Below are 21,530 nucleotides of genomic sequence, written 5' to 3'. Positions count from 1 at the left end.
TGAACCCGAATCCCCCGTCTCCGTTCATAGTACGCCCTGCTGGGAAACTTGTTGCACTGGGCCAGATGCGGAGAGGGCCGAGTCAAATCCGCCCCTGCTTCCTACGGCCCCGGAATTGACTTTCCGCTGTCTCGCTGTATGTTCGCGCCCGTGACCGATAATTTACCGCAATACGCAAGAATGCCCATGCTCCCCCCCATCCAAGACATCCGCACCCGACTCCGTTGCCGGAAATGCGGCGATCGCTTGCACGCCCGGCGCGGCTGACGGGCCGTCGCCCTGCGCTGTGGGTCCTGCGGCGCCACCTTTGCCTTGCACGAATACGGAACCACCCTGGACGACCTGATGGAAGAATTTTTGGCCGACACTCCCTGCAACCGCATATAGCAATACGTTTTTACGTTTTCCTCACCCGCATGCCCCCACAAATCATTCCCCGCGACGAACACCCCATCTCCCGTAAGAACATTCATCCCGACGCCCTGAAGGTCATGTATCAACTCGGGCGCAAGGGATTCACCGCCTACCTGGTGGGCGGCGGCGTGCGCGACCTGATCCTCGGGCGCGAGCCCAAGGATTTCGACGTGGGCACCAACGCCACGCCCAACCAGATCAAGAAGGCCTTTCGGAACTGCTTCATCATCGGCCGCCGGTTCCGGTTGGCGCATATCCATTTCGGCGACCAGATCATCGAAACCTCCACCTTTCGGCGCTGTCCCGAACCGGATGCCAACGGGGACGGGGATTTGTACGTCTTTCGGGACAATTGCTACGGCTCACCGGAAGAGGATGCCCTGCGCCGGGACTTCACCATCAACGCCCTGTTCTACGAGGTGAAGCGGTTTACCGTCATCGACCACGTCGGAGGGTTGAGCGACATCCGAGACCGATTGGTCCGCTGCATCGGGGACCCGAACATCAGGTTCCGGGAGGATCCGGTGCGCATGATCCGGGCCGTGCGCTTCGCCTCCCGCCTGGTTTTTCGGATCGAACCGGCCACCTTCAACGCCATCCTCCGCCATCACCAGGAAATTCTCAAAGCCGCCCCGCCCCGTGTCTTCGAGGAATTGATCAAGCTCTTTGCCTATGGTTCCGGGGAACAGGCCGTTCGCTTGCTCTACAAAACCGGCCTGCTCGGGGATCTGCTCCCGGAAATCGCGCGGTATCTGGACCAGGACCACGCGCAAAACCGGGAACCCGTCCTGTGGCCCTGGCTGGGCCGCCTGGACGACCGGATCAAAGAGATGGGCGGCCTGAATCCGGTCCTGATTTTCGCGACCCTGTTTTTCGCCCCCATGAACCGAATCCTCAGTGAACAAGCGGCCCGGGACGAGGAACAGGAACGGCTCCCGCTCCACCTCCGGCTGACCGAACTGCTCACGCCCATTTGCATCCGGATCAGCATGCCCAAATTGATGGCCATGCGGATGATCCAGGTCATGGCCAACCAGTCCCGATTCGTCCCGGACAAGCGCAAGCGCTTCTCCAAACGCGGCTTCGTGGCCCAGGAGACTTTTCCCGAGACCCTGGCCTTGCATGAAATCGGCCTGCGCGTGGCCGGCGAGGATACGGAGCGCCTCGAACCCTGGAACGTTCTGCGTCGGGAAATCGAAGCGCAAGGCCCGGACTCCGAAAGCACGAAAAAGACCGCCGCTAAAAAGCCTCGAAGGCCAAGACGCCGTCAGGTGAAGGCCGGCGTCGAAAAATCAAACGAGACGACGGCGATGTCGGACAATCCGGCAACCGAAAGAGCGGGAGAAAACCTCGAGATCAAGCGTTCCCGCCCGCTGCGCAAGCGTTCCCGCCGCCGCAAGCCGTCGTCCGCGCCCCGAACCTGACGCGCCCGTCCTCCATGACGACTCGCAAATTCCTCATCGCCGGAGGCAACGCCACCGCCCTGGTCCGGTACTGCCCGCCCGCCCGCCGGGCGTCCCTGGCCGCGGACCTGCTTCAAGAGGTGGAGCAGGTCGGCTTCGTGGACCACCAGGCCCACCCGCCGCGCCTGGAGATGATGGGCGGAGAATTCTGCATCAACGCCACCCTGGCCTTTGCCTCCACCCTGGGACCAAAAGGAACCGTCGGCGTCAGCGGTCTGGACCGTCCGGCGGATTTCGTCAACACGCCCCACGCCACCCGCGTGACCATCCCCCTGCGCTGGTCCCTGACCGACAACATCCTCCTCCTGGAAGGCATCGGCTTCATTCTCCACCCCCAATCGGACGGTCATACCCAAAACAGCACTACGAACCACCCCCGGATCAAACGCGAACTGGCCGACCTGTGCGCCCGCTTCGGCCGCCCGGCCTTCGGCGCGATCCACTTCTCCGACGACGCCATCATCCCATACGTTTACGTCGCGACCGTGGACTCCTTTGTCCCTGAAACCGCCTGCGGTTCGGGTAGCGTGGCCTTCAGCCTGTTCACCGGCCAAGACCGGGTCCGCCAGCCCACCGGCCAATTCATCACGGTCCGTCGGGCAGCCGTTAAGGAACGAGAGGAAGAGGGCGTGGACCTCTTTGAAATCGAAGCCCGCGTTGAGCAGCCCGCGCTTTCGCCCAATTCAAGCCAACGTGTTGCCCTTTGCCAAGGCACGGATTAGTATGCCATCATCCTGTTCAGGAACAGTTTTTCAGTCAACCGCCCCATCTTCATCCTCTTCCCCGGCTCTCATGCCCCCATGAAAGCATCCCAGCCATGCCCGGACTCCAAAAACCCTGCCCCCACTGCGCCAAACCGCTGACCATCTATACCAATCCGGTACCCACGGTGGACATCCTGATCACCATTCCGGGCCGAGGAATCGTCCTCATCGAACGTCGCAACCCGCCTCCGGGCTGGGCCATTCCCGGCGGGTTCATCGATTACGGCGAGTCCGCCGAGCGAGCCGCTGTGCGCGAGGCATTGGAGGAAACCGGGCTGGAGGTGGAACTGACCGGACTTTTCGGCGTCTATTCCGACCCGAGCCGCGACCCGCGCCAGCACACCATCAGCACGATCTTCACGGCCCAGGCCAAGAATCCAGACCAACTCCGGGCCGGAGACGACGCCGGGGCCGTAAGTGTTTTCCCCCTGGCCTCCCTGCCCGACCAACTGGCCTTTGACCACGAACGCATCCTCCAGGAACTTCGTCGCCGTCACGAGACCCTGAACCCTCCGGTGCTCGTCTCCTAGTTCGCCCCATCGGGGTAAAACCTTAAGGAATCAGCATGGACAGCCATCCTCAGATCCTGTTCGTGGCCTCGGAAATGTACCCGTTTTCCAAGACCGGAGGGCTCGCGGACGTCATGGGCGCCCTGCCCCTGGCCTTGTCCCGGCTCGGGGTAAGCGTGGGCGTGATCACTCCGTTCTACGGGCGGCTGGCCAGCAGCGAATTTCCCTTGCGGCTGATCTACGAAGACTGCCCGGTGGGCTACCCCTGGCCGGACACCACGGCGGACATTTTCCTGGCCGACTATCACGGCCTGCCCGTCTACTTCATCTCCCGAGGCGAATACTTCGACCGCCGCTTCCTGTACTGCACCCACAAGGGCGACTACTTCGACAACTGCGAGCGGTTCATCTTTTTCTGCCGGGCGACCATGGAATGGGCCAGACGATTGTCCAGTCCGCCGGAAATCATCCACGCCCATGACTGGCACGCCGCCCTGGTTCCGGCCTATCTGCATTTTTTGCGCAAGGTGGACACCTTCTGGAAGAAGACCAAGTCCGTGGTCACCATCCACAATCTGGCCTTTCAGGGCCGATTCGCCTACCGCCTGTTTCTGGAGTCCGGGCTGCCCTCGGCGGCCTGGAACAGCTCCGGAGCGGAATTCTTCGGAGACTTCAACCTGCTCAAGTCCGGCATCTCCTACGCGGACCTGGTCACCACGGTCAGCCCGACCTATGCCAGAGAAATTCTGACACCGGAATTTGGCTGCGGTTTGGAAGGCATTCTCAACCACCGGGCCGCTGACTTGCGAGGAATTCTCAACGGCGCGGACTACGCGGTCTGGGACCCCAGGCAGGACCGCTACCTGCCCAGCACCTACTCGCCGGAGACACCACGGGGCAAACTGCGCTGCAAGGAAAGCCTGTTTCACGAACTCTGCCTGGACCCCGAGCTGCTGTCCCGTCCCCTGCTCGGATTCGTCGGCCGCCTCCGGGAGCAAAAAGGCATCGACATGCTCCTGGACATTTTGCCTGAATTAATGCGCAAGGATGTCAGCGTGGTGGTTCTGGGCGAGGGCAATCTCCAGTTTGAGGCCCAGGTCCAGGACATGATGGAAACCTACCCAGGACGACTCGTGGCCCGCATCGGCTACACCGAAGACCTGGCCCACCGCATCCAGGCCGGAGTCGATCTTTTCCTTATGCCCTCACGCTACGAACCCTGCGGCCTGACCCAGATGTACAGCCTGCGCTACGGCAGCCTGCCCGTGGCCTCTGCCCTGGGCGGACTCCTGGACACCATCACCGGCTACCCCGACCCCGAATCCACGGGCTTCATTTTCACCCCGCCCGACGCCCGGACTTTTCTGCAAAGCATCGAACTGGCCCTGGAGGTTTGGGAACGTCCGGCGGAATGGAAGGCCATGCGGACCAGGGCCATGTGCAAGGACTATTCCTGGTCAAGCGCGGCGCAACAGTATATCCAAGCCTATACGGACATTGGGGCGGACCTGTCCCCGGCTTGATCGCCGCTTTGGACGCCCCCGTCACCCCCTCAAAATCGAGGTTCTCCCATGAAAATGACTGAAATCCGAACCATGGCCAAATCACGCGGGTTGAAACTTGGTGTCGGCACCACGAAAATTCAAGCCGTCAGAATGATCCAACTGGACGAAGGCAACTTCGACTGTTTCGCCCGGGCCGAAGCCGGTTATTGCGATCAAGAGGGCTGCATTTTCCGAATGGATTGCCTTTCCTTGGCTCCGAAACAAAACAACGGTTAAGCCGTGACCCAACCCTTCGTCCAGGGCCAGCCTTTGGGCCTGACCCTGGGTCTGACCCTGGGGGACCCCAACGGGCTGGGGCCGGAACTGGTTAGTCGCGTTTTCCGGCATGGCCTCCCCATGTCCCTTGCCGGAACCTCCGTGTTGATTATCGGTCCGGAACAGGCCTTGGTGCACCACCAACACGCGTCAGGCGGTTCCGTCTTCTGGCATCGGCTGTCCAATCTGGACCGATTGCCGGAACAGGTGAAGGTTCAGCCATCAAACGTCCAACTCTACACGCCTCCAGAGCTCGACTCCTTCCAGATGCAGCCTGGAGAGGCCACGATAGCGGGCGGCCTGGCCGCGGGCCTGGCTTTGGAAACCGCGTGCTCCCTGCTGCAATCCGGCCATGTCCAGGCCCTGACCACCTGCCCGCTGAACAAGGCCACGCTCCAGCGGGCCGGATTCGATTTCGCTGGACACACCGAGTTTCTGGCCGCCAAGGCCGGATTGGGGCCGAACGACGTCTGCATGCACTTCTGGGGGCCTCGGCTACGGGTCAGCCTGGCCACCACCCACCCTCCGCTGCGGACGGTCCCTGGGTTGATTACCACCGAACTGATCCTCCGCAAGCTGGAACTGACCATGGCCGCGATGCACGCCCAGAACCTCCGAGGCCCCGTCGCGGTCTGCGGCCTGAACCCGCATGCCGGAGAGGACGGACGGATCGGGGACGAAGACCAACGGGTCATCGCCCCGGCCGTGCTCCAGGCCGCGGCCAGGGGCTGGAACGTGGTCGGCCCGCTGGCCGCGGACACGGTTTTCCACCGGGCCGCGCAAGGCGATTTCTCGGCGGTTTTGGCCATGTACCACGACCAAGGCCTGACGGCCTTCAAGCTGTTGCACTTTCACGACGGCGTCCAGATCACCCTCGGCCTGCCCTACGTCCGCACCAGCCCGGACCACGGCACCGGATACGACCTAGTCGGCCAGGGCAAGGCCTCGGCCCAAAGCCTGCGCAACGCCCTGGACATGGCCATCGCCCTCACACTCCGTTGAAAAACTCCCAATTGCCGCGTCGCCGCAAAAAGTTCAAACTCTCATGTATGAAAAAATACGCTTCGACCTTGAGCTTTTCTTGCTCCTTGCACTTGGAATTTTTGAACGGCCTGTCGACAAAGACTTTTTTCATCACTTAAGTAACGAAACCTCAATCCCAGGACGATCACCATGCCTGACATTTCCCCCGAGACTCCGCCTTACGCACAGATCGCCCCACGGTTGCGCGGTCTGCGCGAGGCCCTGGACCTCAGCTTCGAGGAAATGGCCGCCCGGATCGAATCCACCCCGGACAAGGTGGCCCTGTACGAATCCGGAACCGTGGAAATCCCGGTCAGCCACCTTTTTCACACCGCCAAAAGCTGCGGCGTGGACCTGACCGTGCTGCTTTCCGGCGGCGAGGCCCATTTGCACAATCACGCCCTGATCCGCAAGGGCAAGGGCATGAGCGTGGACCGTCGCAAGGACTACGCCTACAAAAGCCTGGCCTACAGCTTCATCGGCCGTCGGATGGAACCGTTTCTGGTCACCGTGCCGCCGAAAAGCGAACAGGAACTGACCTTCACCGAGCATGCGGGGCAGGAATTCATCTACATGCTCTCCGGTCGTCTGGAACTGCGCCTGGGAAAGCAGACCCTGATCCTCGAACCGGGAGACAGCCTGTACTTCAGCTCCCGGACGCCCCATGCCCTGCGGGGCCTGGACCAGGCTGAGGCCACTTTCCTCGACGTCATCATCTAACGACCATGCGGACAACCATGCACCAAACCTACCATTCCCACGAAGACTTTCTGAGCAAGTTTCAATTGGAGATTCCGGACAACTACAATTTCGCCTTCGATTTTCTGGACGTCCATGCCGCGCGGGAACCGAACCGACCGGCCATGATCCATGTGGACGACGCCGGGAACCGCCGCGACTTCGCTCTGGGCTTTTTCCGGACCGAATCCAACAAACTGGCCAACGCCTTGAAACAACTCGGCCTGAAAAAAGGCGACCGGGTGATGCTCATCCTGCACCGCCGGGTGGAATTCTGGGTGGCCATGCTGGCCCTGCACAAGCTGGGCGCGGTGGCCGTGCCCTCCCCGGCCCTGCTGACCACCAAGGACATCGTTTACCGGGTCAATTTCGCCCGGATCAAGGCCGTGATCACGGACGCCGGAGTCGCGTCAGCGGTCCAGGCCGCCCTGCCGGACTGCCCCGGCCTGCGCACGCTGATCCGGGTCGGCGGAGACGGCCCAAAGCCAGGCTGGACCGACTACACCGCTATCATGGCCCAGGCGTCCGACGTGTTTCCCCGGCCCGAGGATCCGGCTGAAAACGCCGGAGGCCGGGACAGCCTGCTGATCTTCTTTTCCTCCGGAACCACCGGGCCGCCGAAGATGGTCGAGCACCTGCACACCTATCCTCTGGGGCATTACGTGACCGGCGTGCATTGGCACGATCTGAGGCCCGGGGACATCCACCTGACCCTGGCCGACACCGGCTGGGGCAAGGCGGTCTGGGGCAAATTCTACGGCCAGTGGATGGCCGAGGCCGTGGTCTTTGTCCACGATTTCCGGGGCAAGTTCGATCCGGCCAGGCTTCTCGCACTGCTGGCAGAGCACAAGGTGACCTCGTTCTGCGGACCGCCCACGGTCTACCGCTTCCTGATCCGCCAGGACTTCTCCAGCCTGGACCTCTCCAGCCTGCGCCACTGCACCACGGCCGGAGAACTCCTCAACGAGGGGGTCTTTCATGCGTGGAAGGACGCCACCGGACTCCCCATTTACGAGGGCTACGGCCAGACCGAAACCACCCTGCAGGTGGCCACCTTCCCATTCATGACGCCCAAACCCGGTTCCATCGGCAAGCCCTGTCCCGGCTGGGACGTGGTCCTGCTCAACGACGACGACCACCCTTGCGCCCCGGGCGAAGAGGGCGAGATATGCATCCGCCTGGACTCCACTGAGCCATTGGGTTTGTTCGCCGGATATCTGGCAGAACCGGACAAGACGGCCCAAGCCCGCAAGGGCGGTTTCTACCATACAGGGGACAAGGCCTGGATGGACGAGGAAGGCTACCTTTGGTTCCTGGGCCGAGTGGACGACCTGATCAAAAGCTCGGGCTACCGTATCGGCCCCTTTGAAGTGGAAAGCGTCCTGATCACCCACCCCGCGGTGATCGAAGCCGCGGTGACCGGGGTTCCAGACCCGGATCGAGGACAAACGGTCAAAGCCACCGTGGTTCTGGCGCCGGGATACGTCGGCTCCGAGGAACTGACCAAGGAACTCCAGAACCACGTCAAGTCCCTCACCGCGCCCTACAAGTATCCCCGGATCATCGACTACGTGGACGACCTGCCCAAAACCATCAGCGGCAAGATCAAGCGCGCCGAAATCCGCGCCAATGATCTTCGCGAAACCAACGAGAGGCAAGGCTGATCACCACCGATCCGGCGTTGCCCCTCCCTGCCTCCATGCCCTCGGCCTCCCCACGCGTCTCTCGGATCTCCCGGACACCCAGATTCTGGGCGACTCTGGACCCCTTTCTCGAACCCGGCGCGGTCTGGGGCCGCAAGGTGGCCAACGAGCAATTCCTGGCCGCCTTGCTGCGCCGGGATCCTTTTGACGAGTATCACTTTTTCCTGCCCACGCCCAAGGAAATCCAGGCGGTTCAGCAGCTTTCCCAGGTACGGTTCCCGCGGCTCGCCGCGGACCGGCGGCTGCGCTTTTTTTTACGCCAGGACTTGCCTTCAGCCCTGCGATCCACCGACTATCACTGCTTTCACCTCTCGGACTGCATCAATTACCCACCCGCTTTGGCCCGGCTGCGCAACGCCCATGCCCCTCGGCTCTTTCCCATCACCAGCGTCACCCACTCCCTGAGCTACCCCGGGTACCCGGCCCGGTTCCTGGACCATCTTCACCAAGGCTGCACCCCCAGAGACTGCATCGTGGCCACCTCCACGGCCGGACAAAGCGCGGTGCTGGCCTATTTCGACCATCTCCGCGAGAGCTTCAGCCTGGATCAAAAGCGCTTCCCCCAGCCCGAGACAGCGGTGATTCCCCTGGGCATGGACGACCCCTTGAACCCTGACCCAGCCGCGTTGCGCAAGCAGGGCCGGGCCGAGCTGGAAGTGGGTCCCGAAACACGAGTGCTGCTCGTCCTGGGCCGGATCACCCCTCATTCAAAAATGGACCTCCTGCCCCTGCTCCGGGCCTGGCAGCGGATATCCGGACGCTCGGACGCCCGGCGGGACGTGCTCCTGGTGGTGGCCGGCTGGGTCGATCCCAAGGACGACTTCCCCGGCGCCTTCACGGCCCTGGCCCGCAACGTGGGCCTGCCCTGCCGCCTCGTTCCCAGCCCGGACGAAGCCCGCAAACACCGTCTCTACGCCGCGGCCGACATCTTTGTTTCCCTGGCCGACAACCCGCAGGAGACCTTCGGCCTGACCCTCCTGGAGGCCGGACTTGCCGGACTGCCGACCATCGCCGCGGACTACAGCGGCTACCGGGACATCATCCAACTCGACCAGACCGGCCTGCTGATCCCCACCTGGGGCCCGCCGGACTCGTCGCACATCGACATGCTCTCCGGCCTGATCCCGGACTACGAAGTCCAGTTCCTCCTGGCCCAGCAAACCGCCGTCCACATCCCGGACCTCGCCGCCGCGCTGCGTCGGCTGCTGGACGACCCATTGTTCTGCGCCACCCTGGGGTCCCAAGCCCGCGAGCACGTCCGAACCACCTTCTCCTGGTCCCGGGTGATCGAGCAGTACCTGGCTCTCTGGGAAAATCTGTGGGAACGCCCCCCGGCTTACGACGCCCAAGAATCCACCACGCCCCGAGACACCCCGCGCCCCCTGGAACTCCCCTTCTCAAAAATCTTCGCCGACTTCCCCAGCGCCGAGTCAAATCTCCAGACCCTGCTGGCCCGCACCCGAACCGGAGACCGCATCGCCGCCGGACACGACTTTCCCGTGATCTACGCCGGACTGGAACACCTGGTTTCCCCAGACCTGCTCAAACCCCTCCTCATCCTCGCCCGCAACCCCATCCCCCTGGACCGCCTGATCCGCAAAATGACCCTGCTGTCTTCCGATTGCACCTCCGCCAGCCCGGAACAAATCCGGTTTTACATCCACTGGGCCGTGAAGCATGACTTGCTGGAGATCGTTGAGAGCCCGACATGCCCGTCGTCAAGCGCAAGGAATCCGCAAGCCCAGCTTATTCCTGAGCGGGATATTTCTGAACTCATGGGCTTTGTCAAAGGAATCGACATATCTTTTGAGCGCGAGAAGGACAGAGTATGAACATTGTCGATTCATCCGGGTGGCTGGAGTATTTCGCTGGAGGCGAAAACGCTTCTCAATATATTCCGCCGCTCTCTGACCAAAGTTCGCTTGTCGTGCCTACCATCTCAATCTACGAGGTGTTCAAGGTGATTCTTCGCGAGGCGGGCGAAGACGCCGCCCTGCAAGCTGCGTCAGCCATGCAGCGCGGACAAGTGGTGGAGTTGACTTCACGACGCGCGATGTCCGCGGCATCCTTGAGTCTACGGCACTCCCTGCCCATGGCGGACTCCATTATTCTGGCCACGGCGCATGAATACGAGGCTGTAATTTGGACCCAGGACGCGGACTTCAAGGAGCTGGACAACGTGAGGTATTTTCCAAAACCTTAGCGGCCATACAAACACGGAAGGTCAATTCCAAACAGTTTCCGCAACCACCTCAAACAGCCCGAATCACGCCTCCAGGCAGACCAAATCCATCCGCCCCCAGACCCCGACCCGGTCCCCGCATTGGGCGAAGAGGCCGTCCAGGCCGTGTTCAGCCAGGGCTTCGGCTCGGCGCATGACCAGGGGCATATCCTCGGGGGCGTGGAGCAGGTTGGCCAGGGCCGTGGCCGCGGCGTCGGCCAGGGCGGCGTCGCGGGAGCGGGCGGCCACCAGGTCGGCCTGGCCGAAGCTCAGGGAATGGCCGATGGTAGCCGAGGAGGAGCACAGGGAGCAGGGGAAATCGTCCGGGACGAGGCGCAGACCGAGGCCGGCCCCGTTCTCAGGCATGGCCAGCAAACCGACGATCCGTTCCCGGTCGGACCGCAGGTAAAGGTCGCCTCCATTTTCCACCAGCAAGGTCGGGCCGACATCCGGGCAGTGTTCGACAATCCAGGCGGCCACCCATTGGGCCACGGCTCCGGCCACCGCGGCCATGGGGCCCACGCCGCAGATCCGTCCGGCCCGGGCCATGTCCTGGACGATCCGGGCCGCATCCGGGCCCACGTCCACCGGCTCCAGGCTGGTCGCGAACTCCGGCTGCCGGGCGATGTGCGCCTGGAGCTGCCCGCGACAGGCGTTCACCGCCTGGAGCACTTCCCGTCGCAGGTCCCGCTGGGCCACGACCCACAGATCCGTCTGCTCCACCACGGCCTGAAAGCCCACCTCTCCCGTTCCCGGTCGACAGCGCGCCCGATAGGTCCGCCAGGGAGAGGCGTGCCGCCTCACTCGTCCACCCGGAAGTGGCAGCCTTTGCTCTCGGTGTTCCGCATGGCCGCGGTGGTGATGATGTAGGCGGTCTGGCAGCCGTGAAACAGATCCACCAGTGGCTTGGAAAGCTTGGTTTCCTTATAAAAAGAATGCAGGCGCTTGTTCAGGTCGCGCAAATCGTCGAAAGCCCGCTTCAGGCGCGGAGTGGTCCGCTTGATGCCCACGTAGTTCCACATGGTGTGCTTGATGGCCGCCCAGTCCTGGGCCACCAGGACCGGGTCCTCGTTCTGGCGCTGCCCCAAGACCTTCCATGGCGCGATGGACGCTTTCAGCTTGGCGTTCAACATGGCCCCGCGCTTCACTCGGGAGGCCGCGTCCCGCCCGATGGCCCAGCCCCAGACCAGCCCTTCCAACAGAGAGGTGCTGGCCAGTCGGTTGGCCCCGTGGACCCCGGTGCAGGCGCACTCGCCCCCGGCGTAGAGGCGTTCGACGGTCGTCCGGCCACGCTGGTCCACCAGAATTCCGCCGCAGAAATAATGGGCCGCCGGAACCACGGGGATCGGCTCCCTGGTCATGTCCACGCCCAATTCAAGACAACGCTGGTGGATGGTGGGAAAGCGGGCCGCAAGGTCTTTCCGGATGTATGTGGCCGCGTCCAGGTAGACGAAGTCTTCCCCGGTCTTGAGCATCTCATCGACGATGGCCCGGGTCACGATGTCCCGGGGGGCCAGGTCCGCCCTGGGGTCGTAGTCGCCCATAAAGGCGCGGCCATCCATATTGATCAGCCGGGCCCCCTCGCCGCGCACGGCCTCGGAGATCAGGAACTTGCGCGGGCCGCGGTGGTACAGGGACGTTGGATGAAACTGGATGTACTCCTGGTTCATCAGCCGGGCCCCGGCCCGGTGGGCCATGGCAAAGCCCGATCCCAGGGAGCCCGGGGTATTGGTGGTGTTCAGGTAGACCTGTCCGATGCCGCCCGTGGCCAGCACCGTGTAGTCGGCCAGGAAACGGCGGATGATCCCGGTGGAGTTTTCCAGGACGTACGCCCCCGCGCACTGATTGACGATCTGATAGCGGATTTCCAGCGAACCGCTGTGGTGGTGGGTGGTCAGGACGTCGATGGCCGTCATTCCGGTCATCACCCGGATATTCGGACTCTTGCGCACGGCCACGATCAGGCTGTCCATGATCACCCGGCCGGTAAAGTCCGCGCTGTACAGCACCCTGGCCCGGCTGTGCCCGCCTTCCATGGTCAGATGGTAGTCCCCGAGTTCTTCACGGGCAAAGGGCACGGCCAGCTTTTCCAGAAATATCTTGTGCAGAATCTCCGGCCCCTTGCGACACAAAAAACGCACCGCGGAAGGTGAATTCATTTCCCAGCCCGCGGTGAAGATGTCCGAGGCCATCAGCTTGGCGGAATCGTCCAGGCCGCGGTAGACGATCCCCCCCTGGGCCAGGGCCGTGTTCCCCTCGTCGAGCTGATCCCCGGCGCAGATCAGGGTGACCTCCAGGCCAGCCTCGGCCATGGTCAGGGCCGCGACGCACCCTGTTATGCCTGAACCAATGACCAGGGCCGTGGTTTCAATGGTGTCGGTCATTGTGCGCCTTCCATCACGGCCAGCATGGTTTCCAGGGCCTTGCGGGCGTCGGGGGCCACCTCCGGGTCCACCCGGACCGGTTCATGTTGGTCCGGATTTTCCAAGGTATCCAGCAGCTTGGGTTCGGTGATCTTCAACATCGCGCTGCAATACCCGGCTCCCAGCGGGTAAATGTGTTTGTCCGGATGCAGCCTGGCCAGGCGCAAAACCAGATTGTCCTCGGTGCCGATGTAGATGGTCGATCCGGCCGGGGCCTCGCGCACGGCCCGGATGATGCCCGAGGTGGAGGCCGAAACGTCAGCCAGGGCCGCCACCGCGGGTTCACATTCCGGATGCACGAAAACCAGGGGCCGGGGCTCCTCCTCCAACACCTGACGCACGTCCTCGGGCTTGAGCCGGAAGTGGATGGCGCAGACCCCGGGCCAGAACAGCAGCCTCCGGGCCAGAATATCCTCGTTCCAACCGCTCTCTTCGCGAACGTTCAAAACGGCCTGGTCCTGCTTGGGAATGCCCAACAGATCCGCCGTGTTCATGCCCAGGTTCTTGTCCGGCAAGAAGAGAACGCAGTCGCCCTGGCCCAGAGCCCATTCGAGCATGATCGCCGCGTTGGCCGAGGTGCAGACGCTGCCGCCGTACCGCCCGCACAGCGCTTTGACCCCCACGGACGAATTCACGTAAGCCAGGGGAACGACCTTGCGGTCCGTCGCGGAGATCCGCTTCAGAACCGCGGCCACCCTGCGGTCCGGCGCGGTCCCGGCCATGCAGCAATGGGCCTTGGGATCGGGGATCAACACTGTCTGTTCCGGCTTGGCCAGCAAGGCCGCGGTTTCGGCCATGAAGGAAACGCCGCAGAACACGATGTACCGGGCGTCCAGACTCGGAATCCGGCGGGCCAGCTCCAGGGAGTCCCCCTGAAAGTCCACGTGTTGGATCACGTCGTCGCTCTGGTAATGGTGACCGAGAATGGCCAGGGATGATCCGAGTTCGCGGCGCAGGGCCGTGATGCGATGGGAGATGTCGGTGGTCATTGAGGAGTCCTAATTATTTTATCAAAGGCAAAGATGACTACATGTTGCTGTAAAAAATGATATAAACGGGTCAGCATGGCACCGGTTTCAGAGTCGAAATCGAAATCGAAATCGAAATCGAGAAAACCAGTGCTTCAAAGAGAATGACCGCATTACCGATTTCGATAGCGATTTCGATTTCGATCTCGACTGGAGGTTCACCCTGGTTATTTGTTTCATGTGCACAAACTACGGCATCAGGTTTCGGGTGTAAGATCGATGCTCATGCTCAAATCCGCGCAGGCCGCGGAGTGGGTCAAAGCGCCGGCGGAAATGAAGGTGGGTCGGAGGGCGGCCAGGGCGGCGACGGTGTCCAGGGAGACGCCGCCGCTGATTTCCGTTTCCATGGTTTGGGGGATCATGGCCAGGGCCCGGGCCATCTCGTCCGGGCGCATGTTGTCCAGCATGATTCGCTGGATGGGCAGAGCCGCGGCTTCGGCGACCTCTTCCAGGGTCCGGCATTCCACCTCGATGGGCGGGCAGGGAACATATGCCGCCAGCAGACGGCGCACCGCGGGGGTGATTCCTCCGGCCCGGTCGATATGATTGTCCTTGAGCATCAGCATTTCGCTGAGGTCAAGCCGGTGGTTGGCCCCGCCGGCCAGGGCCACGGCGTATTTCTCCGGATAGCGCAGACCCGGGGTGGTCTTGCGGGTGTCCAGCAGCCGCACGCCCGTCCCGGCAATCCGTTCGCAAAAGGCCTGGGTCAGGTTGGCGATGCCGGAGAGCCGCCCGATGAAATTCAGGATGACCCGCTCGGCCTTGAGCAGTGCCCGGGCTTGACCCTGGAAATGAGCGACATATGTTCCCGAAGAGACCATGGCCCCTTCCGCCGCGGAAAAGCTCACACGCACCGCATCGGGAAACCGGGACAGGATCAGGGGAATGATCGGCAGGCCGACGATACGGGTGTCCTGCTTGGCCCGTATCCGGGCCCTGGCCTGGTCCTTTTCGGTGAACAAGGCCTCGGAGGTCAGGTCCCGGCCGTCCTCTTCCAACGCCAGGTCGATCAGCCGCTCCAAATACTCCATGGCGCGGCCTTGAAAAAAAGAATGAAATAATGAATGGTTTTCCATATTCGCCGCCGGCTTTGCCGGTCCGGATTCGACAAACCAACTTTTTACGCCACCCCGTCCGCCATTGTAAAGGCGCGTCCCGATTCTCCTCCCGAACCCCAATCCAAGGAGTTCCCCATGCCTTCCATCCGCGATTTCGCCGATTCCGATACTGTTTCTGGTCCTGCCCCTGAGCCACTCATTCGCGTCTCTCGTCGGGATTTTTTGAAAGCCCAGGGCAAGGCGGCCCTGTTGCTGGCCGCCGGCGGCCACGGTCTCTTGCATGCCCGGCCCCTGGCCGCGGCCCAGAAAGCAGATATAGGCACGGAAGGACAGCCGGACCTGACCGTGGCCAGGGGCGAACCTGGCCCGGCGACCAGGGCCGCGGTGGAGGCCCTGGGCGGGATGGCGGCCTTTGTCCGCCCCGGCCAGCGGGTGGTGATCAAGCCGAACATGAGTTTCGCCCAACCGCCGGAGCGGGCCACCAACACCCATCCGGACGTGGTCCGGGAATTGGCCGTGATGTGCCGGGAAGCCGGGGCCGCCCGGGTGCGCATCCTGGACCATCCCCTGCAAAACGCGGAAATGTGCCTGGTCCAGTCCGGCATCCAGGAAGCCTGCGCGGCCTTGTCCGACGTTTCCGTGCACACCCTGAGCGCGACCCGCTTTTTCCGCTCGGTCCCGATCCCCCAGGGCGAACAGCTCCGGGAAACCCAGGTCATGGAGGACGTGCTCAGCGCCGACGTGCTCATCGCCGCGCCGGTGGCCAAATCCCACTCCGCCACCGGGGTCAGCCTGGCCATGAAGGGCATGCTCGGGCTGATCCTGGACCGGGGCGTCCTGCACCGCCGGTTCGATCTGCACACGGCCATCGTGGACCTGACCACCCTGCTCATGCCCGATCTCACGGTGGTGGACGCCACACGGGTCCTCTCCACCAACGGTCCCTTCGGCCCCGGCAAGGTCCTTCAGGAAGACACGGTGATCGCCTCCCGGGACGTTGTGGCCGCGGACGCCATGGCCGTCAGCCTTTTTGAATGGTACGGTCGGCGCTTCGAACCGCGCCAGGTCCGGCACATCCTGCTGGCCCATGAACGCGGCCTGGGCAACATGGACCTGTCCGGATTGCGCATCGACGAAATCACGGCATGATCTCGTTGCAACGCACCATCCAAACCCTGAGCCTGGCCGCCTTCCTGGTCCTGCTCGGCCTGGCCTTTTTCCCCGTGCCGGACTGGGCTCCGGTGGACGCCTTCCTCCGCCTGGACCCCCTGGTCCTGGTGGGCACGGTCCTGGCGGACCGGGCCTGGGTCGCCGCCCTGGCCCCGGCTGCGCTGGTCCTGATCCTGACCTTGGCGCTGGGCCGTTTTTTCTGTGGCTATCTCTGCCCCATGGGCACCACCCTGGACATTACCGACGGTCTGGCCCGTATCCCAGGTTCCGCCGGGAAGATATCGACCCAGGACGATCCCGCCGCCCCGGTCCTTCCGCCCCCGTCCCAGCCTTCCAGCGATTTGCGTCGGATTAAATATCTGATCTTGTTCTTCATCCTGGGCGCCGCCGTCCTGGGCGTGTCCGCGGTGTTTTTCGCGTCGCCCCTGTCCCTGATCACCCGCTTCTATACGCTCCTGATCCACCCGGCGGCGGCCCTTTTCGGAGACGCCGCGCTCCATGCCCTGCGTCCCCTGGCCCTGCATCTGGACTGGACCCGGGCCGCCTACGCCGAACTCCACCAGCCCAGATTCACGACCCAATGGTTTCTTCTGCTGTTCTTCCTGGCAGTTTTCAGCCTGGCTCGCTGGAGTCCTCGCTTCTGGTGCCGGTATCTCTGTCCGACAGGTGCCCTGCTGGCCCTTGTGGGCAGACGACCGTTGATCCGCAGAACCGTCTCCGACGTCTGCACCGACTGCGGAGCTTGTCAACGGCGCTGTCCCATGGCCGCCATCCCGGCGAATCCATCGCGGACCATCCACGAAGAATGCATCGCCTGCCAGAAATGCGTCCGGATCTGTCCGGTTCAGGCCGTGACGTTCCAACCGTCTCACGAGTCCGGAAAATCCGGCGCATCCGGTGCAAGGACGCCGGGCTTTTCCCCGCAACGACGCGAGGTTCTGCTGGCCGGATTGGCCGGAGCCGGAACCGCGACCCTGACCTACACCGGGTTGTTGGAAGTCCGGGGCGAAATGCTGCCCGGCGACATCACGCCGGAAACCCTGCTCCGCCCCCCGGGCAGTCTGCCGGAACGCGACTTCCTGGCCCGTTGCATCCGCTGCGGACTGTGCATGCGGGCCTGTCCCACCAATACCTTGCAGCCCATCTGGTTCGAGGCAGGGGTGATCGCTCTGTTCAGTCCGCGCCTGACTCCCCGCCGGGGCCCTTGCGAACCAGAATGCACGGCCTGCGGCCGGGTCTGCCCCACCGGGGCCATCCGCGACCTGCCTTTGGCCGATAAAACCTGGGCCAAGGTCGGAACCGCTACGATCCTGCGCCACAAATGCCTGGCCTGGGAATGGAACAAAAAATGTCTTGTTTGCGACGAAGTTTGTCCGTATGATGCCATTGATCTGCGAAGGGTAGCGACCCATTCTCAGCCCGTGCCCTTTGTGGACGGACGAAAATGTTCGGGGTGCGGGTTCTGCGAATACCATTGCCCGGTTCGCGCCGCGTCGGCCATTATCGTTGAGCCCATGGAAGCGTTGCGGCTCGGCGCTGGATCCTACAAAGCCAAAGGTCAAAACATGGGGCTGATGCTGCACGTCGTCCCGCCGGACCAAACCGGATACGTCCCTTTTGACCTGGAAACGCCGGACACCGCCTTGGCTCCTCTTCCCGACGCCGTGCCGGACAAGGACGCCCTGCCCCCCGGCTTCACTCCCTGACCGTCGCGGCCTGGATCGACTCAACCCGAAAAACCTCGAAGCGGATTGCGAAGAGACGATTATTTCGGATCAGCACATGCATAACGCCACCCCCTTGGATATCGCCTCGCTTTGTCTGGAATACCCCAGGGCTCTGTCCGTCCAGAAACGCATCCATGAAAAGATCGACGACTACGCGGACTACAATTTCTCCTCCCTGCAAAGCACGGCCTTGAACGTTTTTTTCGATCTGGCCCAGGAATTCGATTCCTTCCGCGACCTGATGTCCGTCTGCGCCCTGATTCCCAAGGTGTTCTTCAACCTGGACTGCACACTGTACTTGTTCCAGGATCACCACGTCGATCATATCGTCATTTGTCCGGAGCGAGGCCAAAAACCGAACCCGGCACCGAACATTCCCCTTTTCTCCATTCCCACGATCCATGAGGGTCACTATTATCTCCCGATCAAAGGCAACAAGGATCTTCAATCTCATTTACCGACCGACTCCGAGAATCACCTGCTCGGCATTCTGGACATCCATCCGGCAGACGCCCTTTCCGACCACGACCGACTTTTCCTGGAAAAGTACGCCAACCGGGTCGGATTTCAGCTCCACAATCGGATGATCAGCCAGAAAAACCAGGAGCACATCCAGTTCATCCGCAGCTTGGTCAAGGACATCGGGCACAACGTCATCGTGCCCAACATGTACTTCAAACTGTTTTATCGTCGCCTGGAAAGCACCATCAACGCCCTCGGCGAGCTGGCCGACGACATGCGCCAATCCCCTCCGGACGGCCTGTCCGTCGACGACGCGCGGTGGAAGCAACTCGTCGCCAGAATGGACTACGTTCAGGACGCGCTCCAGGATCAGTTCGGGGAAATTCAGCGCCACTACGACAACACCAGTCTGTTTCTGGAAACCCTTTTGCGCCGAAGTCATTTTGAACAGGGGCGATATGTCCTGGAAAAACGGGTCTGCAACTTCAAGAACCAGATCATCGATCCGCAGATCGCCCGATTCATGACCCAGTTCGAGGATCGCAACATTGAAATCGCCTGGGCCGGTGTTCCGGACAAGGAAATCGAGGTGGTCGTGGACGTCGGCCTGATTACCCAGGTCTACGCCAATCTGTTTTCCAACGCCGTAAAGTATACCGCCCCGGTTCGCGACGCACGGGGCCGCTGGGTCAAGTTCCTGTCTTATGGATGGGAGGACGTGCCCAATTTCTTTGGCAACGGCCTGGACGGGGTCAAGCTGAACGTGTTCACCACCGGACCGCATATCACCGGCGAGGAACGGAAACGTCTTTTCGAGGAAGGGTTCCGGGCCGGGAACACCGGGCAGGAACCGGGCACGGGCCACGGACTGTTCTTCATCCGCCAGATCGTGGAGCTGCACGGCGGCAGGATGGGCTATGAGCCGACCCCCATGGGCAACAATTTTTATTTCATCCTGCCCAAGGAAGCTCCCCCGGCTTCGCCGTTGATTTCCCAATGCGAATATTCGCCAAACTCTTCACCAAGTCAGTCGCCCGGCTCTTGAGCTTTTTTACTGAGTGCGTTATTCTAACGCCTATGCCGTAACAATTAGTTGCCGTCATGAGTAAGGAGGTGACGTTTTTCGCAACATTTCTGAAGTCCAACCGTATTCCTTTTCGGTTTTTTTTCGTGACACCACGGGCGTCGTGCCCTGCACCACTTACTTAGGTTTTAAGCAAAAGGAGTTTAAGTTATGCGTAAACATGTTCTGAAGCCGCTGTTTTCCCTGGTGGCCCTCCTGGGCCTATTGGCCCTCTGCCTGTGCATGGCAACATCCGCCATTGCTCAAACCGAACGGATCGTCCCCAAGGCGGAGAATTTTCTCTTTTTCATCGACCATTCCGGCTCCATGGCCATGAGCGCCCCGTCAGAGTCCAAAAGCTCCCTGGCCGCCCGCCACGATCCGAACAAGCAGGAAAAAATCGAAGTGGCCAAGGAAGTCCTGAAGGCCGTCAATAATGATATTCCCGCCATCGCCTTCAACGCCGGTCTGTACACATACGGCCCCTTCCAAGAGTACATTGCACCTTCCCCGTACTCCAAGGATCGCCTGAACCAGGGCATCGACGGCCTGCAGACCCAGTACGACATCTTCGGTCGCCTGACCCCCATGGGCCTGGGCCTGAAGTCCCTTGACTCCGTGGTCGGCGGTCTGTCCAACCGACGCGCCGTGATCCTGGTCACGGACGGCGAGTCCAACATCGGCCCCAAGCCATTGCCCGTCATACAGGACATGTACGCCAAATACGGCGCCGACATCTGCTTCCACGTGATCAGCTTCGCCCAGACCGCTGCTGAAAAAGCCCTGGTGAAACAGATCGCCGCCGTCAACCCCTGCACGGTCACCGCGGACCTCATGGACCTGCTGGACGACGGCAAGCGCGCCGACTTCGTGCGCAAGGTCTTCTACGACGTGGAAGTCATTCCCGCCGCTCCGGTGGCCGCGCCCGCTCCGGCCCCGGTGGAAGAAGTCATCGTTTTCCGCAACGTCAACTTTGACTTCGACAAGTACAACATCAAGCCTGAATTCGCGCCCCTGCTCAAGGAAGCCGCCGAGATCATCAAGTCCCGTCCCGGCAAGCGGATCATGGTCGACGGTCATACCTGCAACATCGGTCCGGCCAGCTACAACATGGGCCTTTCCGAGCGTCGCGCCTCCTCGGTCCGGAGCTTCCTGGTCAACGAAGGCGTTCCCGCGGACCGCATCACCACCCAGGGCTTCGGTTTGACCCAGCCCCGTTTCGACAACAACACCCGCGAAGGACGCTCCCTGAACCGTCGCGTGGAAATTCGCTTCGAATAACACCTCTCCAATTCTGCTTCTCCCCCTCCCCATCCGGGGAGGGGGCCTTCAACCCCTTACGAGACACCTATGCGACACCTTCGCATGCTCCTGTTGCTGGCTGTTCTGCTTCCGGCGGCCTCTCTTCCGGCGGCCGCCTCGGGAATCGACGCCCTGCCCGTCTCCTCGCAGGCGGTTTACATTGAACAACAATTCGCCCAGTTTTCCCAAAACTGGATCGACAAGATCGACCGCAATTTTCATTCCCGGATTGGAAACGTCGAGTTCGTGAACAATGGACTCGGATATGTCGGCCGCTACATGCAGGTGGACCGGGATTCCGTGGCTTGGTCCGTCAAACAAGCGAGCACCGGTCCCGGCAATTTCATCGGGATACTGGAATACACGGAATGGACTTACGAATCCGTTGCCGACACCCAGACCGCTGCGGCCCTGGGTCCGTTCGTGCCGGTCCATGGCCGCAAGGTCACGGAAATTTTTCAATATCACGCCAATCGATGGCTGGAATAGCAGCTTAAAACAGCCTTCCATACTCCAAAAACAAGCGACTCGGTTGCACCGAGTCGCTTGTTTTTTTTGGGGAAAACCGCTCAACACATCCTCGCCCCAAAACATGGCGGGGCCGACAAGTCCCTGTTTTCAACAGGACTTTAACCGCATCGC

General features: G+C 62.0%; 20 protein-coding genes. 16 read left to right on the top strand and 4 right to left on the bottom strand.

Annotated features, from left to right (window positions below; genetic code table 11):
- Nucleotides 1–186: 186 nt before the first annotated feature.
- From GY33_RS22035 to GY33_RS0100195, 11 genes are all read left to right on the top strand, one after another.
- The gene (locus GY33_RS22035) at nucleotides 187–387 is read left to right on the top strand and encodes a dual CXXC motif small (seleno)protein (RefSeq protein WP_456151356.1); all 201 of its coding nucleotides are present in this window, start codon (nucleotides 187–189) and stop codon (nucleotides 385–387) included.
- Between the two features lie 29 nt (nucleotides 388–416).
- Nucleotides 417–1,838: a polynucleotide adenylyltransferase PcnB gene (gene pcnB / locus GY33_RS0100245; protein ID WP_051822132.1), complete on the top strand. Its 1,422-nt coding sequence runs from the start codon at nucleotides 417–419 to the stop codon at nucleotides 1,836–1,838.
- A 14-nt stretch (nucleotides 1,839–1,852) separates the two neighbouring features.
- Nucleotides 1,853–2,599, top strand: coding sequence for a hypothetical protein (locus tag GY33_RS0100240; protein ID WP_031385410.1), 747 nt, complete (start codon nucleotides 1,853–1,855; stop codon nucleotides 2,597–2,599).
- A 95-nt stretch (nucleotides 2,600–2,694) separates the two neighbouring features.
- Nucleotides 2,695–3,171, top strand: a complete 477-nt coding sequence (locus GY33_RS0100235) for an NUDIX domain-containing protein (protein ID WP_031385409.1) — start codon at nucleotides 2,695–2,697, stop codon at nucleotides 3,169–3,171.
- A 35-nt stretch (nucleotides 3,172–3,206) separates the two neighbouring features.
- Nucleotides 3,207–4,673 carry a glycogen synthase GlgA gene (glgA, locus tag GY33_RS0100230; protein ID WP_031385408.1) on the top strand — a complete coding sequence of 489 codons (1,467 nt, stop codon included), beginning with the start codon at nucleotides 3,207–3,209 and terminating at the stop codon, nucleotides 4,671–4,673.
- 48 nt (nucleotides 4,674–4,721) lie between these two features.
- Entirely contained in the window at nucleotides 4,722–4,931 is a 210-nt protein-coding gene (locus GY33_RS0100225; protein WP_031385407.1) for a hypothetical protein, read from the top strand.
- A 3-nt stretch (nucleotides 4,932–4,934) separates the two neighbouring features.
- The gene (gene pdxA / locus GY33_RS0100220) at nucleotides 4,935–5,972 is read left to right on the top strand and encodes a 4-hydroxythreonine-4-phosphate dehydrogenase PdxA (RefSeq protein ID WP_235185420.1); all 1,038 of its coding nucleotides are present in this window, start codon (nucleotides 4,935–4,937) and stop codon (nucleotides 5,970–5,972) included.
- A 171-nt stretch (nucleotides 5,973–6,143) separates the two neighbouring features.
- Nucleotides 6,144–6,713, top strand: coding sequence for a helix-turn-helix domain-containing protein (locus tag GY33_RS0100210; protein ID WP_035270871.1), 570 nt, complete (start codon nucleotides 6,144–6,146; stop codon nucleotides 6,711–6,713).
- 17 nt (nucleotides 6,714–6,730) lie between these two features.
- Nucleotides 6,731–8,395, top strand: coding sequence for an AMP-binding protein (locus tag GY33_RS0100205; protein WP_031385404.1), 1,665 nt, complete (start codon nucleotides 6,731–6,733; stop codon nucleotides 8,393–8,395).
- Nucleotides 8,396–8,412: 17 nt separating this feature from the next.
- Nucleotides 8,413–10,266 carry a glycosyltransferase family 4 protein gene (locus tag GY33_RS0100200; RefSeq protein ID WP_051822131.1) on the top strand — a complete coding sequence of 618 codons (1,854 nt, stop codon included), beginning with the start codon at nucleotides 8,413–8,415 and terminating at the stop codon, nucleotides 10,264–10,266.
- Nucleotides 10,263–10,637, top strand: coding sequence for a type II toxin-antitoxin system VapC family toxin (locus GY33_RS0100195; RefSeq protein ID WP_031385402.1), 375 nt, complete (start codon nucleotides 10,263–10,265; stop codon nucleotides 10,635–10,637). Before GY33_RS0100200 ends, GY33_RS0100195 begins: the two co-directional genes overlap by 4 nt.
- A gap of 63 nt (nucleotides 10,638–10,700) precedes the next feature.
- Here the strand turns inward: GY33_RS0100195 and GY33_RS0100190 are convergent, their stop codons facing one another.
- The 4 genes from GY33_RS0100190 to nadC all read right to left on the bottom strand — a co-directional run bounded on the left by GY33_RS0100190 (nucleotide 10,701) and on the right by nadC (nucleotide 15,182).
- Nucleotides 10,701–11,459, bottom strand: a complete 759-nt coding sequence (locus tag GY33_RS0100190) for a UPF0280 family protein (RefSeq protein ID WP_031385401.1) — start codon at nucleotides 11,457–11,459, stop codon at nucleotides 10,701–10,703.
- The gene (nadB, locus tag GY33_RS0100185; protein ID WP_031385400.1) at nucleotides 11,456–13,039 is read right to left on the bottom strand and encodes an L-aspartate oxidase; all 1,584 of its coding nucleotides are present in this window, start codon (nucleotides 13,037–13,039) and stop codon (nucleotides 11,456–11,458) included. The genes GY33_RS0100190 and nadB overlap by 4 nt, the downstream gene beginning before the upstream one ends.
- Nucleotides 13,036–14,067, bottom strand: coding sequence for a quinolinate synthase NadA (gene nadA, locus GY33_RS0100180; protein ID WP_031385399.1), 1,032 nt, complete (start codon nucleotides 14,065–14,067; stop codon nucleotides 13,036–13,038). The genes nadB and nadA overlap by 4 nt, the downstream gene beginning before the upstream one ends.
- Before the next feature lie 236 nt (nucleotides 14,068–14,303).
- Nucleotides 14,304–15,182, bottom strand: coding sequence for a carboxylating nicotinate-nucleotide diphosphorylase (gene nadC / locus GY33_RS0100175; RefSeq protein WP_031385398.1), 879 nt, complete (start codon nucleotides 15,180–15,182; stop codon nucleotides 14,304–14,306).
- 117 nt (nucleotides 15,183–15,299) lie between these two features.
- On the opposite strand from nadC, the gene GY33_RS0100170 reads away from it, so the two are divergent.
- The 5 genes from GY33_RS0100170 (at nucleotide 15,300) to GY33_RS19465 (ending at nucleotide 21,377) form a co-directional block, all read left to right on the top strand.
- Nucleotides 15,300–16,313, top strand: coding sequence for a DUF362 domain-containing protein (locus tag GY33_RS0100170; RefSeq protein ID WP_084184680.1), 1,014 nt, complete (start codon nucleotides 15,300–15,302; stop codon nucleotides 16,311–16,313).
- Nucleotides 16,310–18,040, top strand: coding sequence for a 4Fe-4S binding protein (locus GY33_RS0100165; RefSeq protein WP_051822130.1), 1,731 nt, complete (start codon nucleotides 16,310–16,312; stop codon nucleotides 18,038–18,040). The genes GY33_RS0100170 and GY33_RS0100165 overlap by 4 nt, the downstream gene beginning before the upstream one ends.
- Nucleotides 18,041–18,116: 76 nt before the next feature.
- Nucleotides 18,117–19,568, top strand: a complete 1,452-nt coding sequence (locus GY33_RS0100160) for a sensor histidine kinase (protein WP_084184679.1) — start codon at nucleotides 18,117–18,119, stop codon at nucleotides 19,566–19,568.
- 189 nt (nucleotides 19,569–19,757) lie between these two features.
- Nucleotides 19,758–20,867 (top strand): OmpA family protein, encoded by a 1,110-nt coding sequence (locus GY33_RS0100155; RefSeq protein WP_031385394.1) that lies wholly within the window; start codon nucleotides 19,758–19,760, stop codon nucleotides 20,865–20,867.
- 69 nt (nucleotides 20,868–20,936) lie between these two features.
- Entirely contained in the window at nucleotides 20,937–21,377 is a 441-nt protein-coding gene (locus GY33_RS19465) for a hypothetical protein (RefSeq protein WP_051822129.1), read from the top strand.
- Nucleotides 21,378–21,530 lie beyond the last annotated feature (153 nt).

This window comes from Desulfonatronum thiodismutans, assembly GCF_000717475.1.
Taxonomy (GTDB): domain Bacteria; phylum Desulfobacterota; class Desulfovibrionia; order Desulfovibrionales; family Desulfonatronaceae; genus Desulfonatronum; species Desulfonatronum thiodismutans.
Note: the sequence above shows the minus strand (reverse complement) of the source record. Positions and strands in the feature narration are given on the sequence as shown.